Origin of the sequence: Exiguobacterium sp. s132, from assembly GCF_018617235.1 — a bacterium.
Taxonomy (GTDB): Bacteria; Bacillota; Bacilli; order Exiguobacteriales; family Exiguobacteriaceae; genus Exiguobacterium; species Exiguobacterium profundum.
Genome location: NZ_JACSJU010000001.1, coordinates 223,921 through 240,593, shown reverse-complemented (window position 1 = coordinate 240,593; position 16,673 = coordinate 223,921). Strand labels below are relative to the sequence as shown.

General features: G+C 48.3%; 13 protein-coding genes and 1 other annotated feature (1 of these 14 running past the window's edge). Of the genes, 4 read left to right on the top strand and 9 right to left on the bottom strand.

What is annotated here, in order from left to right; genetic code table 11:
- Position 1 precedes the first annotated feature (1 nt).
- Together KNO78_RS01215 and KNO78_RS01210 are read right to left on the bottom strand one after the other, a co-directional pair.
- Positions 2-292 (bottom strand): hypothetical protein, encoded by a 291-nt coding sequence (locus tag KNO78_RS01215; protein ID WP_047795511.1) that lies wholly within the window; start codon positions 290-292, stop codon positions 2-4.
- Positions 289-1,503, bottom strand: a complete 1,215-nt coding sequence (locus tag KNO78_RS01210; RefSeq protein ID WP_214691143.1) for a G5 domain-containing protein — start codon at positions 1,501-1,503, stop codon at positions 289-291. Before KNO78_RS01210 ends, KNO78_RS01215 begins: the two co-directional genes overlap by 4 nt.
- 157 nt (positions 1,504-1,660) lie before the next feature.
- Here KNO78_RS01210 and KNO78_RS01205 point away from each other — a divergent pair, with 157 nt between their 5' ends.
- Genes KNO78_RS01205 through KNO78_RS01195 form a run of 3 tightly spaced genes read left to right on the top strand, consistent with a single transcriptional unit; the run spans position 1,661 to position 4,293 of the window.
- Positions 1,661-2,116: a type IV pilus modification PilV family protein gene (locus KNO78_RS01205; protein ID WP_047795513.1), complete on the top strand. Its 456-nt coding sequence runs from the start codon at positions 1,661-1,663 to the stop codon at positions 2,114-2,116.
- A complete protein-coding gene (locus tag KNO78_RS01200; protein WP_235439549.1) occupies positions 2,064-2,627 on the top strand; it encodes a prepilin-type N-terminal cleavage/methylation domain-containing protein in 564 nt (187 codons plus the stop codon). The genes KNO78_RS01205 and KNO78_RS01200 overlap by 53 nt, the downstream gene beginning before the upstream one ends.
- Positions 2,628-2,643: 16 nt before the next feature.
- Positions 2,644-4,293, top strand: coding sequence for a hypothetical protein (locus KNO78_RS01195; protein ID WP_214691144.1), 1,650 nt, complete (start codon positions 2,644-2,646; stop codon positions 4,291-4,293).
- Positions 4,294-4,340: 47 nt separating this feature from the next.
- On the opposite strand, the gene KNO78_RS01190 is transcribed toward KNO78_RS01195, so the two are convergent.
- From KNO78_RS01190 to KNO78_RS01180, 3 genes are all read right to left on the bottom strand, one after another.
- The gene (locus tag KNO78_RS01190) at positions 4,341-4,982 is read right to left on the bottom strand and encodes a hypothetical protein (protein ID WP_214691145.1); all 642 of its coding nucleotides are present in this window, start codon (positions 4,980-4,982) and stop codon (positions 4,341-4,343) included.
- A gap of 25 nt (positions 4,983-5,007) precedes the next feature.
- Complete coding sequence (locus KNO78_RS01185) at positions 5,008-8,742, bottom strand: DUF5057 domain-containing protein (RefSeq protein WP_251125227.1); 3,735 nt, start codon at positions 8,740-8,742, stop codon at positions 5,008-5,010.
- Positions 8,743-8,834: 92 nt separating this feature from the next.
- Entirely contained in the window at positions 8,835-10,037 is a 1,203-nt protein-coding gene (locus KNO78_RS01180) for a bifunctional folylpolyglutamate synthase/dihydrofolate synthase (protein WP_214691146.1), read from the bottom strand.
- Between the two features lie 109 nt (positions 10,038-10,146).
- On the opposite strand from KNO78_RS01180, the gene KNO78_RS01175 reads away from it, so the two are divergent.
- Positions 10,147-11,583: a protein adenylyltransferase SelO gene (locus tag KNO78_RS01175; protein WP_214691147.1), complete on the top strand. Its 1,437-nt coding sequence runs from the start codon at positions 10,147-10,149 to the stop codon at positions 11,581-11,583.
- A gap of 60 nt (positions 11,584-11,643) precedes the next feature.
- On the opposite strand, the gene KNO78_RS01170 is transcribed toward KNO78_RS01175, so the two are convergent.
- The 4 genes from KNO78_RS01170 to KNO78_RS01155 all read right to left on the bottom strand — a co-directional run bounded on the left by KNO78_RS01170 (position 11,644) and on the right by KNO78_RS01155 (position 16,419).
- Positions 11,644-11,991 (bottom strand): short-chain dehydrogenase, encoded by a 348-nt coding sequence (locus tag KNO78_RS01170; protein ID WP_196430421.1) that lies wholly within the window; start codon positions 11,989-11,991, stop codon positions 11,644-11,646.
- A gap of 424 nt (positions 11,992-12,415) precedes the next feature.
- Positions 12,416-12,862: a GNAT family N-acetyltransferase gene (locus KNO78_RS01165; protein ID WP_084543101.1), complete on the bottom strand. Its 447-nt coding sequence runs from the start codon at positions 12,860-12,862 to the stop codon at positions 12,416-12,418.
- 46 nt (positions 12,863-12,908) lie between these two features.
- The gene (locus KNO78_RS01160; protein WP_074037520.1) at positions 12,909-13,673 is read right to left on the bottom strand and encodes a hypothetical protein; all 765 of its coding nucleotides are present in this window, start codon (positions 13,671-13,673) and stop codon (positions 12,909-12,911) included.
- Between the two features lie 94 nt (positions 13,674-13,767).
- On the bottom strand, positions 13,768-16,419 hold the full coding sequence (locus KNO78_RS01155; RefSeq protein ID WP_214691148.1) for a valine--tRNA ligase: 2,652 nt from the start codon (positions 16,417-16,419) through the stop codon (positions 13,768-13,770).
- Between the two features lie 58 nt (positions 16,420-16,477).
- Positions 16,478-16,673, bottom strand: a binding site (T-box leader); it runs 26 nt beyond the window's last position.

Below are 16,673 nucleotides of genomic sequence, written 5' to 3'. Positions count from 1 at the left end.
GTTACTTCACCATCCTTTGAGGAGCCTCCTCCTGCTCGGTCTTGTCGTTCCGTTCTTCGACAAAGACGCTTGCAGCCACCCCTCCAATCAATGCAACGATAAGAATCACCCATGCCCACCATGTTTGAACGAGTGATTCTTCTACCATCAAATAGACGCCACCAGACAGAAGGGCAGTCCACAGGCTGATGACAAGCTTCGTTTCACGTTTTCTCGTCATCGGAACGGATAAAGCGAACAGTGTCAATGTGGCGAGTACCCAAAAGCCGAGTAAAATCAAATAGCCGATCATCCCACTGCCTCCTCTTCTGCAGGTTCTTCTAATACGGGCGGTTCTGCCTCAAATGGGTCGTCGTTCGAATCATTCGGGAACGGGTCTTCTTCCTCGTCCTCATCCGGGAATGTCGGGATGACCGGTTCGACCGGATCCGGTGGCGGAAGTGGAACGGAACTCTTCGTCACGATTTCCGGTGTCGGTGCATAAAAATCAAACCCGAGTAATTCCAACGTCTCCCCTTCTTCAGTCACAGTGACCCGGTAGAGCTTACCTGACTGTCCATCTTGACCTGACTGGGTGACCGATGAACTGCCTGACGGGAGCGAAGATGAGAAGCGCACGACTTTTTGATGCGGTACCGTCTTCACTTCTTCAACTCTCGCTTCGAAAGCGGCGTCAAACGGTTGACCGAGCAATTGAACCGTCACAGAACCCCCTTCATTCAAGACGAGGATGGCATATGATGTGTCTTCTCGGTTTTGAACAGCAAAGTTCGAGCGCTCATCTACTTTCGTGTCATAGCCTAGCTCCACCCCGGAAGGAAGTGTTTCGTGAGGCACACGTTCGAGAATGGCGAACGGTGTCGCCGCAAATAAGCGATAGAATGAAGACCCTAGTGTCGTGAGCGCTTCGTAATCTTCTCCGAACGATTTGAGACTAAAGATGTCTCCCGCTGCCATCTCGAATCCGTTCATTCGATCAAGGGCTGACTGCATAGCCGGTGTCGGGCTCACAGTGAACGAGGCGACGACTTCATTTTCTGCCGCGACTTGCTCTAATGTCACAGATGACTCCAACATCGATGCGGCATCCATCAACGCCGGGGCAATCATCGTCAGCGTGACGGGTTGACCTTCGAGATAAGGATCGACTTTCGTTTCATCTACGGATGTCAACAGTGGATAGTCACCTGTATCTTTAATGGAGTCTAACGTATTCGATACATCGAACGTCACGACTTCTTTTCCAATCTCCATGACCGTCCCATCCATCAAATTGATTGAAAAGGGTGTCGTATTAAAATCTTTAATCGCATTATCGAGACGAACGTCCGCTTCTTCTTTCGTCATCCCTGATACGTCGACACCTGCGACCGTCGTATCTTTTTTGTATGTAGCACTCGACTCAGCAGACGCATCTAAGTAATTGACGAGTCCAATCGTCGGTAATGTCACGAGTACGACGAGTCCAATCAAAATGATAAGATGCATCCCATACCGCTTCATGTAAAATCCCCCCGTGTCTAATCCGACTTCTATTCTATATATCCGTTCAGCGTATAACTTTAGTATAATATGTATTGTACAAAAAATAACATTTAATTCAGTATTGCATACGTTATTTTCCGATTGTTTTACTTTTTTTGAATAGGAGGTCAATGTCTTGTCGCATTCCGAAAAAGGTTTTACGCTCGTCGAAGTGCTCGTCTCCATCGTTGTTCTTTCAATTGTCTCATTCTCTTTACTTTCGATTTTCAGCCAAAGTTTGAAGACGACACACGACAGCCTCAATCAAACGATTGCGAACCAAGTGGCGCAAAACACGTTACATACTTTAAATCGACGGGCCGCGTCCGTTGATGAACCGCTCGAACTGCGTCAATTGTTGAATCGGGACGGGATCAGCTCGACGTGCGACTTCTGCGAAGATACCCGAATCCATGGGGATACGTATATCGCAACCATTCAATCGCTGTCCACTTCACCCGGACATACAATTGAAGTTGAAATTTCGGTGACGACCGACCGTTTGCAAACGCCCGTCACCTTGAAAGGAGTCATTTCGAATGCGACATTGCGCGAACCGTTCCCTGAAACGGCTGTCCCGACAACTGACTGAGATGGAGAAACGTGAAGACGGCTTCACGCTCGTCGAGTTGCTCGTCACAGTCGTCGTCGCTTCGATTTTAAGTGGCGTCATTATTACGGCCTTTATCACTGGAACGCTCGGTTTTCAAATGACGAACGAGACGAGTGACCTTCGAAGCGAGGCCGACTATTTGATTGCCTCCGTGCTCTCTGACGTGAACCGGACCGAATTCGACGCCGTGACGGAAGTGGACGGCTCGTTTCAATTTTATCGATTGTCCGCTCCAGACATATCGGAAGCCGGAATGATTTATCGGGAGGCGGGATACGTCCCGACCGACTTGGTTCTCTCAGAGGATTCGTTTACGCCTTCTAATCCACAAATCACAGTCGAACGGATGACCATCCAGTTAAAAGATCCCGTGTTCGATCCGAGACGCCCGACTTACATGACCGGTGGACTCATCGAAATCGAGATGGATTTGACTCAATCAAACAATCCCGATTCTGTTACGACATTTGAAAGCTCCATCCCATTCTAAGAAAGGAGGCATCCTGATGCGAAAACGTGAAGACGGATATGTCCTCGTGCTTGTTCTCGTGACGATGGCGGCTCTCGCCGTCCTCTCGCTCGCCGCCATGCAAGTCAACTTGGCGTCGAATAAATTGACGGTCATCCGTACTGAAGATACTCAACTGAATGAAGATGCGAAAAGCGCACTTCGCCTCATCGCCGATGAGGTTCGGACCCAGTTCCCGCTTCACGGAGAAGCGGAAGTCCCGACTCATATGGAATCGGAAGCGGCATTCCAAAGCAAGGTTCAGTCGCTCATCGTCAGTGACGAACCGTTCACGGCATTGACTACGGATAGTGAGGTCCGCTATTCCATCGAGCTGAAGAAAGATGCTACGGATACCGCCATTCAGACGGCGCCGTTCACGACGATTCTCCAAGTGAACGTCACGGCATCGCGACAAGTGAATCCGGAACAACCGATGCTTACCGTTGAATACACGCAAGACTTATACTTGACGGCTCTCCCGTCCTTTTTATACTACGTCCTCGGGTCCGACCAACAGTTGGACGTGAACGGCATGCCGACGATTCAAGGAAATATCTATTCAGGTGGTCCTCTCGCTTTCATACGTCAAGCGAACTTCCAATTGGATGGTGTGGCGAAGCAGATTGAAAATGTCGATTCTAGTCGTCTTCACTTGAATGGCCGAATCGATTTAGTCGAATTGAGCGATTGCTTGAGTTGCCAGCAAGAGAACTACTTCACGGTAGGTACGGAACAAGCTGGCGAGAAGGCGGACGCCGGGGTGTCCCCGAGTCGCTTTTCTCCATTCCAATACGACTACTCAATCATCGAATTTTTAAATCGACGACTCGACACACCGCTCGCATACACAAATGACGTCGATTCAAAAATCTTTGAAGAAGGCCTGATTCGCTCGACCAATCAAGTGTTCGAACTCGAGCGCGTGCTCTCGGAAGATGGGACCTCGATTATCGAACGCCCGACTTCGTACTTACGGGCGGATGCCTACAACGCACTCACCGACCCGACCATCGTGACATTACCGGATGCCATTTCGGATCGCGCCATGTATGTCACGGAATCCATCACCGAGTCGAATGCCCCGCTTCTTTTCGACGGGGACGTCGTCATTGAATCACTCGAGAAGCTGACGATTGCACGGCCACTGATCGTACGTGGTGACTTGACCATTAAAGGGAACGTCTCCTTCAGTTCGACAGTCTACACGCTCGGTGATACGTTCATCGACCGAGCCAATATTCTTCCGATTGATGCAGACAAAGGGAACTCACTCATCCTGTTATCCAAAGGAAAGATTCTGTTGAACCGAATCAACGAGTTTGATGACACTCCGACGACGCTCCAGGCGTTCATGTATAGTGACTCGAACGAACCGACCTATGTGTATGCGGTCGGATCTATTCTCGAAGTCAACGGAGGTCTGTACAGTAAAGGACCACTCGAAGTGAACGTCTTCCGTGGGACGTTTAACGGTGGGAATGACTTAAGCCCAGCAAAGAACTTCGACCGTCAAGTTCCAGCTCACGAGGCCGAAAAGTCTCGATTAAAACTGACGTATAACGATTCCGTGTTCAATCAACTTGAAACATTACCGGTCACGAATCAACTTCAATTCTTCGTCAGTCATCCGGTTCAATTGAAATGAATTCAAAAAAATCGGCTTCCTCTCTGATTGAGAAGAAGCCGATTTTTTTAGTTCCCCATCTTTAAAATGAGGTCCGAGTTGTAGTCTTTGGCCGTCTGTTCCATCGCTTTCGTCCATTGCGCGCCGTTATCAAGAAGCAGTTGCGTCAACTCGACCTGATTGTGACGGACCGGCTGCAATAACACCGATTCGGTATCTTGAATCATATAGCCTTGTCCGAGGAGTTCTTTGACCGCATCAAGGTTCAACGAGTCGACCGCGATGCCGAGAAGTCGATCGTCTTCAACATAACGCATCGCCAGCTTCCATTGATCCGGACTGCCGTTCGCACTGAACAATGGTGTGATAACGGGAATCCCTTCCACTTCCTCGAACGGGTCAATCCCTTGCTCGAAGTATGCTTCAATCACGTCTAGAGGTGCGAGCGTCACTGCTGTGGCGAATTGCTCGGCTGTCGGCACAACTTTTTGGTCCTCTAAAACAAGTCGGACGGCCTCCCATTCTTCCCTTGCCTGTAAATCTGTCAATTCTTCTTCTGTCACCGAAGAGCGTTGACTCACTTCTTTTACTAAATCGTCACCGGATAACTGCGAGAGCTCAGGTTGGGATTGACTCCAGTACAGGAGCCCTCCCAATCCGATGACGAGAATCAATCCGGTGATGCCAATCATTATTCGCTTGCGATTCATCATTCGCCAACTTTCTGCCATTCACTTAATAACGGTCATCATCCTGTCCCGAGGCATTCGTTTGGATGATGCGTACATAAAACGTATCCTTCACGGCTTCAAACGGTTTTCCAGCCGGAAGCGTCGTGTAGACTTCCACTTTCGCCACACCAGGTTTCACAGGAATCAACTCTTTTCCTGATCCACTCACTTGAACATATTCTTCGCCGGATACAATCTCCATGCGATAGTCACGCCAAGTCGAAGTCGTAGGCCAGTACTCAAGGAGAGGTAGTCGTGGTGCCGTCCCTTCACCAATATTGATTGTCATGTCTTTTGACATCAATTGGTTCGGATATTCGTTGACACGGACAATCGACGTGTTCGAACGAATGTTTCGTAACGCACTGTCATCGAATGTCGTCTGAATTGGAATGTCAGTCACGACACCATTATTTCCGTAACCATGGTTGGCACGTAATTCATATCCTGTCGCACTTTGTGTCACCGTCAAAGCAGATGGGATGGACCCGATTCGTTCAAACGGAATGGATACGGTTGGTGTTGAGGTCACTTGAATCGAGGCGACTTCGTTCACGCGTTTTTCTTCATCCAAACTATCCCATACCCAAAGGTCGAGTTGGCTCGGTGTTTGGCTCAAGGATGGTGCCTTGACTTGGATGCTAAAGACGGTGCTCGGAGTAGCGATATTCAAGCCACCGAAGAGGTCACCGACATCCACAGTCGCCTTAAACTGAGTCGTACCCGGTTTCAGTCCAATGATGTTCAAGTTGTTGCCAACTTGTTCAAACTTCACACTATCCCCAGATTCGACGACATAGCGAACCGACTTGTATTGAGCTGTTTCGGGCATGATTTTTGGTGTGACCGTAGTCGTTTGACCGACATACAACTCTTTCGACTGAATAGTAAGTTGCTCAGGCGGACTGATTACATTGACTTTCGACTCCGCTACGACAAGGGGTCTCTTATCGCCCGGATCGATTGTCAATCGCAACTTCGCAGTTCCTGTTTTCAAACCGGTCACAATCGCATTGTTCCCTTGCGTGACGAGTCTCGCGACACCGCTCGCATCGACGATTTCCCACTTCAAGCTACTCCATTTCGGGTTCGTAAAGGTGTTTCCTTTCGCATCCGTGATGGTCGGACTCACAATTTGCTGTGCCCCAATTTGTAAGGTGACGTCAGGAATCTTCGCTTCATACGCATACGGCGCCCCGATATTGATCAGCAAGTCTGGGAACGATGATTGAACCTCTAATTCCTTATCCCAGTCGTTGAGTTTATCTAAAATGTGATCTTGCTTCTTCGAATACTCAATTAACGTCGTTAATTGGTTATCCGCTTTTTTCAACTGGATGAGTGAGGCAGAAGGCTCGATGGCTCGGACGACTACTTCAAACTTCATGGTCCGGTCTCCACTATCGTTCGGGAGGAAAATGTTCGTGTTCCCATTTCGTTCATAGTACAAGTCCGGCTTCAACTGTAACTTGATTTCATTCGGCTTCGTGACAGGATATTCATTTCCGTTCGTGTCACGAATCGCCACGACTTCGAGTTGACTTGGCAGTTTTTCTGAGAAAGAGGTTGAATCCACTCGTAAAAACTTATCGCCCAACTGATTCGGCAATCGATCGAAACGTTCCGGATATTGAACTTGATAGTGAATCGTTCCCGTTTCGTACAAGTTGATTGTCGACGGGTCAATCGAACGGGACACTTGAATCAAGTCGGAAACATTCTCCGCACGTTTGACGTTGATGGTGAACGTATCGATCACCTTCGCATTCCGTTGATCGGACGTCTCGATTTTCACTTCAATCGGCCGATCTGCGACAACATCCGCTGCCGGAATCGTAAACTCTTTAACTTCGTAGTTGCGTAAGTTATCGAATGCGACCTGTTTACCGTTATACGTGATTGTTGAATTGAGGAACAAGTCTTGGAAGTCATAATCGCTCGGCCGCCACATCAATTTGACATCTTGTCCCGCAGTCACTTCTACAGACCCGGCTTTTAAATCAGCAGAAGTATAGGACTGGTTTGAATCACTGACGGACTCAATCACGTTGTAAGGTTTATGATTCGCTCCGATAAAGGCGCGATACATCGTATTGATGAAGATTTTCTTCTCATCTTCTACCGAAAACTTGTTTGTGTGCCCAGCACCGGAGTAGGTGAAATTGTTTTTTGTATACGTATAGTAATGGTTGTTTGCATCTCCATATACACGATTTCCACCTGTTGAATACAGGTTGTACCAAGGCGTCACATCCGGATCATTCAAATCGAGAGTGAAATATTGGTTATGGGTATTTGAGATATTTTTAATCGAATCGTCGAGGCGATACGGATAAGAAGTGAAAATCCCATCCTGTACCTTGACTGCCTTATTGGTTGTTTCAGGAGCACCAAATCCCATGTTCGTGTACATTTTTTGCCCTGAGATATTCAGTGAAGGATTGGCATTCACAAATTGACGTTCCCACTCGGACGTAGGCGATGATGAACTATTCGTACGGAAAATCGTATCGTGCGTCAACATGACGCCTTGTCCTGTTTCACTGAAACGTTTGACTTTCGCAGTGGCCGCAACATTCATGCTTCCATAAACGTTGTACGAATCTTGGAAACCAAAGATCAGCATATCGTAGTCGTTATTGAGTAATGCCTGATCATAAGTACCACCCTCAAACTGACTCGTTGTACCGTCCGTTAAATTGAATTCATAATTCCCAGACGGGTCTACTAACATATTAGATAAATAGCTTGAAATTCTTCCGTTCGTGCCGGTTCCTGCAGTGAGCTGTAAGATGTTCGCTTTCACTTTTTCATCGAGGTAAAGAATACTCCCCTTACGATAATCCGCTCGACCTGTCAACGAATCCTTGACGACGAGCATCCAGTTCTTCGGTCCGCTAAACGTCGGACGCGATAATGTGAAATTGAGCGTTCCCGATTCTTTTGCCTGTTGCTCAATGACTTTTTCATCCGCATCAAATCGATCGTTATGGTCGTAATCGATATACAATTCTACGAATGCCGAAGGAGTTGGTGGTTGCGATAAAGTATAGGCAAAGTTGATTGGATGACGGACACCATCTTTTACTTGAATCGTCTGATTGCTAATCGACTGATTGTTGTACTTCACTTCAGTTGATTGAAATCTCGGACGGGAAATGGTGAGTTGATTCAACTGCTGCGCCATCTCACGATCGACATTCTGTTGATCATTTCGATTAAAGACTTTCACGTTCGCATAATCACGTTGATAGGCTGCCAAGCGTTTTAACTGTGTATCGCCGTTCGCAGCATCCTCATGCATCAGAAGCGGCAAGCCGACACGGACAACTGTATTGAATAGTTCCGTAGCTTTCAATTCTGTCAAATCGTTCAATTGATTTGTCGTGTCATGATTTTTCGAGTTGACGACAAGCGTCCCATTTTTATATTTCTCAGTTAAAGGACTGCTCCCAATCATGACCGCATCGAATGCACCTGTCATCGGAAAACGGGATGCGTTAAATTGTTTAATTGTCATGAATTGCGCATTCACTTTTGCAGTATTTACATTCAGTGAAGCACGATACGAATTCACCGCATTATTGTATTCAGTCACTGAAAGTACTTTCGAAGCAGTAAAAGCATCACGAAGAATCAACACGTTTAAAATCGGTTGATTGGTCTCCGCAACTACTCTCTGTGGAATAATGGATATGATTAATACGAGAACCGCTATGTATTGCATGAGTTTACGCAATGAATAGTCCTCCCTATTTTTAGTCTTCACTACTAATTATCCCACCCACTTGAAAAAATATACATCTATTTCTTTGACATCAGGTAAATGTTTTAGCTTAGGAAACGTCTCACTTCACTGATGAAATAAAGAGACCCGGTCACAATCAACGTCTCGCTTGTCGGCGACTCGACCCAATTCTGTAGCCATGCTTTCCATTCGACAAAGCGCGCCCCATCTTTCTCTAGTTGTGCTTTCGTTCTAGCACGCGGAAAGTCAAATGTCGTTTCGTAAACGTCTCCAATTTCTTGAAGCGCGTGAATCATCTTGTTACGGTCTTTATCTTCTAAAATCGCCGTCAACACTGTCACGTCTGTCTCATATTTGGCTTGTAAAACCAAGGCTTCGATGCCTTCCGGATTATGTGCCCCGTCTAAAATGATACGCGGTCGTTTGGAGACGAGCTCATACCGCCCCGGATGTTGTGCTCGCTCGAGCCCTTTTTGGATGGCGTCATCGCGCCAACCGAGGTGACGCGCCACCGCCACGGCACACGCCCCGTTATACGCTTGATGATGTCCTGTCAATCCGAGCACGACAGATGGCATATTCTCATACGTCACAACTGTGTCTGCCCCGTCCACAATTTTCTTCACGAGTGGACGAACATCATGAATGGAAGAACCTACATCGTCCCCTTTTTGATGCAACAACTCAACCAATCGTTCCTCACCAATACTATGAAACATCGGGACATCGCGTTTCATGATGCCGTATTTCTCTTGTGCAATCTCTTCAAGCGTATCGCCGAGAATGCCTTGATGGTCATGTCCAATTGACGTGACAATGGTCGCAAGTGGATGCGTCAACACATTGGTCGAATCAAGTCGTCCCCCGAGACCGACTTCCCAAATGATCAAGTCAGGACGTGTGTCATCAAAATAGCACCATGCCATCATCGTCAATAGCTCAAACTCCGTCAGCGTCTCTGGCGCCTCGTCCGCACGAGCTTTGACACGGTTCGCCACGTCGATGAGCGCGTCTTCAGGAATCGGTTCCCCGTTCAACATGATCCGCTCCTCGAACTGAATGATATAAGGGGAGGTGAATGTGCCGACAGATAAGCCGTTCTCCATCGCCATCGCCCGTAAAAACGCGACGGTCGACCCTTTTCCGTTCGTCCCGGCCACATGGATGGATCGGCGTTCTTCTAACCCTAATTGCTCAATCATCCAGCTCATCCGCTCAAGACCCGGTTTGATCCCGAAGCGAAGCTGTCCACTCAACCAATCGAATACATCTTGTCTCGTCTTCATCTTCCACACTCCTACTGTTTACACTTCTGTTTCATCTTATCAAAATTCACGACAGCCGTTATGGAAAACAGTCTGTGCTATACTCGAAGCGAAGAAGGAGGCATGCGCCATGACAACTGACTGGAACTTCGAGGCGACGTACCTCGAACTACGTGACATCTTTTACGACCGCGGACCCATCCATCCGGTCGACAATCCGACACTCGTCTTGTTTAACGATGCATTAGCCGCTTCGCTCGGCCTTGATGCGCAAAGTCTCAAACAAGATATCGATTTACTTGCCGGCAATCGTCAAACAGAGACGTCTTTCTCACAAGCATACGCTGGACACCAATTCGGCAACTTGACGATGCTCGGGGACGGACGCGCCCTCATGCTCGGGGAACATGTGACTCCGAACAAGAAGCGTGTCGATGTGCAACTGAAGGGATCCGGACCGACGGAGTATTCTAGAGGTGGCGACGGACGAGCCGCACTCGGGCCGATGGTACGCGAGTTCATCATCAGCGAAGCGATGCACGCCCTCGGCATTCCGACGAACCGGGCGCTCGCCGTCGTTCAGACAGGGGAGGCCATCATGCGTCAAGGTCCGAAGCATGGAGCGATCCTGACTCGGGTCGCCTCAAGTCATCTTCGTGTCGGAACATTCCAATTCGCAGCAGGCGCCGGCTCCATCGATGACGTCATCGCTCTTACTGAAGTAGCAATCAAACGACACGATCCAGACTTGATCGATGCAACGAATCGCTATGAACAATTCCTCGGACGCGTCGTCGAAAGACAGGCGAGACTGATTGCCAACTGGCAACTCATCGGGTTCATTCATGGGGTGATGAATACGGACAATATGTTCATCAGCGGAGAAGGTCTAGATTACGGACCATGCGCGTTCTTGGACACGTATCATCCGGAGACGGTCTTCAGCTCGATCGACCGAGAGGGACGTTACGCCTATGCGAATCAACCATATATCGGGTCTTGGAACCTCGCCCGACTGGCGGAGACGTTGCTGCCGCTACTTGGCGAAACGAAAGAAGAAGCGGTTGATGTGGCGAACAAGCAACTCACCCGTTATACCGAGTTGTATAAAGAAGCGTACTTTACCGGACTCGCACATAAGATTGGCTTATTCGTTCGAAAAGATGGTGACGATGAGCTAGCGGATGAACTGCTCCGCTTGATGATGGAGACGGAGGCAGATTATACGAATACGTTCCGCTCGCTGACGCTTGGTGAGATTGAATCTCTCCCATTCTCAACCCGGGAAAATGGGAAGGCGTGGATTGACGCTTGGCAGAAACGTTTGAGTGAGCAAGGTCTCCCGGACGAGGACGTCAGTCGAATCATGCGCCAATATAACCCGGCCGTCATTCCCCGAAATCATCATGTCGAAAAAGCGATTCAAGCAGCAGAACGCGGTGACTTCGGTCCGACCGAGGCGTTACTCACCATTTTGCGTGACCCATATAACTACGACAAACCGGCTGAATATGTATCGGCAGGTCCACCACGAATGTATCCGTATCAAACGTTTTGTGGCACGTGATGAAACAATCCCTCGAACACTTCAATCTGTTCGAGGGATTGTTTTACATTACATTTTAATTCAAAGACCAAAATGAATCATATCTTTCCCTTCATCTCGCGCCTTGATAATTTTTATAATCAGCTGCCCCAATTCCGAAGTTGCCTGATTGTTCATTCTATTCAACACAACTTCAAAAAAGAATGATAAAGATGCATGCGGAATCAATGTAATGCCGCACTCATCCAATCCATGGCCAGGACAATGATATGAGTGAAAGAATGTGCGCATGTCACTTAACTGTTCAATCCATTGCTCCACTTCTTCCCCATCCACCACAACACATCCGTATCTTTCCGGCATATACTGCACATGAAGCTCTTCCCCATGAATGGAATCGATTATTCCAAATTCGTGATAATAAGACACAATACTCCCCCCATATCTTTATATACCAAAATGAACTACATCCTTTCCTTCGCGTTGAGCTGAGAGAATGAGGGTTGCCAAGTCATTCAACTCCTCGGCATGAATGAAAGATTGTGATTCTATGACAATCTCATAAAGATGTGGCAAAGATTCGTTTGGGATAATGGTTATGCCGTGATAACACAATCCAAACCGAAAGCGATTGTATGAATGATAGTAGGTACGTACAATCGAACACGCCTCCATCAATTCCTGGATCAATTCGTCATGAACCTTCGTATATGTAGGATGATTTGATACGTAGACTGGTAAATCTAACTCTCGATGCCATGTATCGAATTCATGGATTGGCAAAATATATGACGTCCTTCCATCGTTTTTTCTGCTCCAATTTGAATTTGAAAAATGCTTTCTTTATTTCCTACTAAATGGACTTATAATAGCCTGTCCCTGTTCCATCAAAGCCCATCTTTTTGTAGAATACGTGTGAACCCGTTCGTCGATTTCCTGTATTGACCGCTATTTTCATTATGCCATGTTGATGTGCCCAATCTTGAACATGATTCACTAAAGAAGCCCCGACCCCATTTTTTTGATGAGATGCCTTCACTACAAGAGCAATGATTCGAATGTAGGATGCATCTACTTCATAAGACACTCCTCTAAAAAAACCAATCATCCCTACAATTTCTTGATTTTCCACCGCTACAAATGTGTGATAATTCGAATCTTGTTGAATATTCATCAAACGGATTGCCATCTGCTTTTCTGTAGTCGGGTATCCCAACTCTCCCATTAATTCTGACAGTGCAGCTACATCATTCATTTCAGCAGTACGAATTCGTAGAATCATTTCCTTTCGATTGAGCAACAGGCCCCCTCCTTTTCATCGGTTCTATAAGTGTGCGTGTTCATCTTTACTCCGGATCATGAAACGGAAACGATACGGACGAAGGTTCCGGTAGCGAGTCAGTGAGTACCAATAACTCTTCTTCTGAGATATTTCCTGTCACGATAATCAGTCTTCCTTGTGATAAATAGTATAAACCGTTCCCATATGATTGTTCCAAAACATACGGTTCTGGCTGTTCCGACATCTCCCCTTCTACTTCAGTGAAAGAATCCGTCACAATGATACTGATGAGGCGTGTCTCGTCATATAACGTCCAAAGCTTCACCGACCAATCGCTACCTGAATAATCCGTACTGATGGCCTCCATCTCTTTATTAGGAAGATCTAATCCGTGAACGAACGCTGATGATGTTTCTGGAATCCCGAAACGTTGCATTCCACGCTGCGCCCACTCATTTCTCACATCGTAAATGAATACGCCAAACGGGTTCTCACGGTCAGGGACGGTCATCGCAACTAAACCAATTCCTCCGACCATCGTCTCCGTTAAAATGTGATCTTTCGATAAATGTCTCGTCGACCCATCTTCATATTGAAGGGTCGTTTGTGCCACAACGGCATCTGAAATCTGTTTCGTTCCTGCTGGCACTTCAACAATCGTCGTCCCCGTCACTTCTACGTCTGGAAATTGGGATTCATCAATCACTCTCTCCTTCTCGATCTCTTCCACATCCATCACATCCACTGTTTCGATAGATTTCGTCTCTTTTGGTGTCATACACCCCGCTAGTCCCAACACAAGAACACATATTACCCCGATTCGCTTCATCTCATATCCCCTTTTCTACGCCCATCTCTCCAAATTCTACCAAAACACAAAAAAACCTTCTTCAGAGAATCAATCTCCAAAGAAGGTGTGAGTCTTACTTACGCAACTCTTCCAAACGGGCGCGGACCGCGTCACGCTTGTCGAGGTAGTCTTTTTCTTTTGCTTTCTCTTCGTCGATGACGTGAGCCGGCGCCTTGGCGATGAAGCCTTGGTTTCCGAGTTTCTTCTGCACGCGCTCGACTTCTTTCTCATACTTCGCCACTTCTTTTTCAAGACGAGCGATTTCTTCTTCGAAGTTGATGAGGTCTGCGAGCGGGATGAAGAGCTCCGCTCCCGTCATGATCGCGGACATCGACTTGTCCGGAGCCGTGAGACCACGTCCGATCTCAAGCTCTGTCGCATTCGTGAACTTGCCGATCGTCATTTCGTTCGCGCTCAAGTAACCTTGTGTCGCATCATCACTCGTCGAGATGAAGAGCTGGATCGGTTTCGACATCGGTGCGTTCACTTCGGCACGGATGTTACGAACCGAGCGGATGACGTTCATCACAGCTTCAAACGCTGGAACCGAGTCTGCGAAATGAAGATCGTCACGACGCGTCGGGTAGCTTGCACGAACGATTGAATCGCCTTCGTGCGGCAAGTGTTGCCAAATTTCTTCTGTGAGGAACGGCATGAATGGGTGCATGAGACGCATGATCGAATCGAGCGTATGCGCGAGGACCGAACGTGTCGTGTGCTTCGCCGCTTCATCCTCACCATAGAGCGTGAGTTTCGCCATCTCGATGTACCAGTTACAGAACTCTTCCCAGATGAAGTTGTACAAGTAACGACCAGCTTCACCGAACTCGTACTTGTCGACGAGGCGTGTCACTTGGTCAATCGTGTCGTTCAAGCGTGTCAAGATCCACTTATCGGCAAGCGTCTTCTCGCCCGTGAGGTCGATGTCTTCGACTTTGAGCCCATCCATGTTCATGAGCGCGAAACGACTTGCGTTCCAAATCTTGTTCGCAAAGTTCCATGTCGACTCGATCTTCTCCCAATAGAAACGAAGGTCGTTCCCTGGTGTCGAACCTGTGAGGAGGAACCAACGGAGTGAATCCGCTCCGTATTGGTCGATAACTTCCATCGGGTCAACGCCGTTACCGAGAGATTTCGACATCTTGCGTCCTTCCGAGTCACGGATGAGACCGTGGATGAGGACATCGTTGAACGGTTGCTTCCCTGTGAACTCGAGTGATTGGAAGATCATACGCGATACCCAGAAGAAGATGATGTCGTATCCCGTGACGAGCGCGCTCGTCGGGAAGTAACGGTTGAAGTCCGGTGCGTCCGTATCCGGCCAGCCCATCGTTGAGAACGGCCAGAGTGCTGACGAGAACCATGTGTCAAGAACGTCTTCGTCTTGTGTCCAGTTCTCACTGTCCGCTGGCGCCTCTTTCCCTACATATACTTCACCTGTCTCGTTATGGTACCAAGCCGGGATGCGGTGGCCCCACCAAAGTTGGCGGCTGATACACCAGTCGCGGATGTTCTCCATCCAACGGAGGTATGTGCCTTCGAAGCGCTCTGGGACGAAGTTGACTTTCGTATCGTCGTTCCCTTGTGCTTCAAGTGCTGCTTTCGAGAGTGGCTCCATATCAACAAACCATTGTTTCGAAAGATATGGTTCGATGACCGCGCCAGAACGTTCCGAATGACCGACCGAGTGCGTGTGCGGCTCAATCTTCACGAGTGTGCCGTCCGCCTCAAGGTCTTTGACGAGTTGCTTGCGGCATTCGAAGCGGTCGAGCCCTTCGTACTTACCAGCATTCTCGTTCATCTTCCCGCCTTCATCCATGACGAGGATGCGTGGAAGCTCGTGGCGGTTTCCGATTTCAAAGTCGTTCGGGTCGTGTGCTGGCGTGATCTTCACGCAACCTGTACCGAACTCCATGTCGACATAGTCGTCGGCAACGATCGGGATTTCACGGTTCATGACTGGAAGCATGATCGTCTTGCCGATGAGGTGTGTGTAACGCTCATCTTTCGGGTTGACGGCAACCGCCGTATCACCGAGCATCGTCTCGGGACGTGTCGTCGCGATCTCGATGTGACCCGAACCGTCAGCGAGTGGGTATTTCATGTGATAGAATGCACCCTCGACTTCTTGGTAAATGACCTCGATATCTGAAACGGCCGTCTTTTGAGCCGGGTCCCAGTTGACGATGTATTCGCCACGGTAAATCAAGCCTTTTTCATAAAGACGGACGAATACTTCTTGAACGGCTTTTGAGAGCCCTTCGTCGAGTGTGAAGCGCTCACGCGAGTAGTCGAGACCGAGACCAAGTTTTGACCATTGGTCGCGAATCGTCTTCGCGTACTCGTCTTTCCATTCCCACGTCTTCTCGAGGAACTTTTCACGTCCGAGGTCGTAACGCATGACGCCTTCTTCACGGAGCTTTTGCTCGACTTTCGCTTGTGTCGCAATCCCGGCGTGGTCCATCCCTGGGAGCCAGAGCACGTCATAGCCTTGCATACGCTTGAGGCGTGTCAATAAATCTTGGAGCGTCGTATCCCAGGCGTGACCGAGGTGAAGTTTCCCGGTAACGTTCGGTGGTGGGATGACAATCGTGTACGGTTGTTTCGAATCGTCCTCGTCTGCTTTAAATACATCGTTCTCTAACCAGTAGTCGTACCATTTTGACTCCGTCGCACTTGGGTCGTACTTCGTCGGCATGGTGATTTCATTTGTCTCATGGGCCATGTGTAGCGCCTCCTCTATGTTATTGGTGAACACAAAAACGGCTTCTCTCGTCCTATACGCTAAGGACGAAAGAAGCCGTGATCTTCCGCGGTACCACCTTAGTTCGCCAAAAAGTGGCGCACTCAAAATCGAATAACGGTCGATGGACCGAACTTTCCTACTCCATTCAGAAAGTCAGCTCCGAGGCGACTTCCGCGTCCATCCCTCGCAACCTTTCACCAAGCGGTCGCGTCTCTAAAAGGAATGGAGGATGC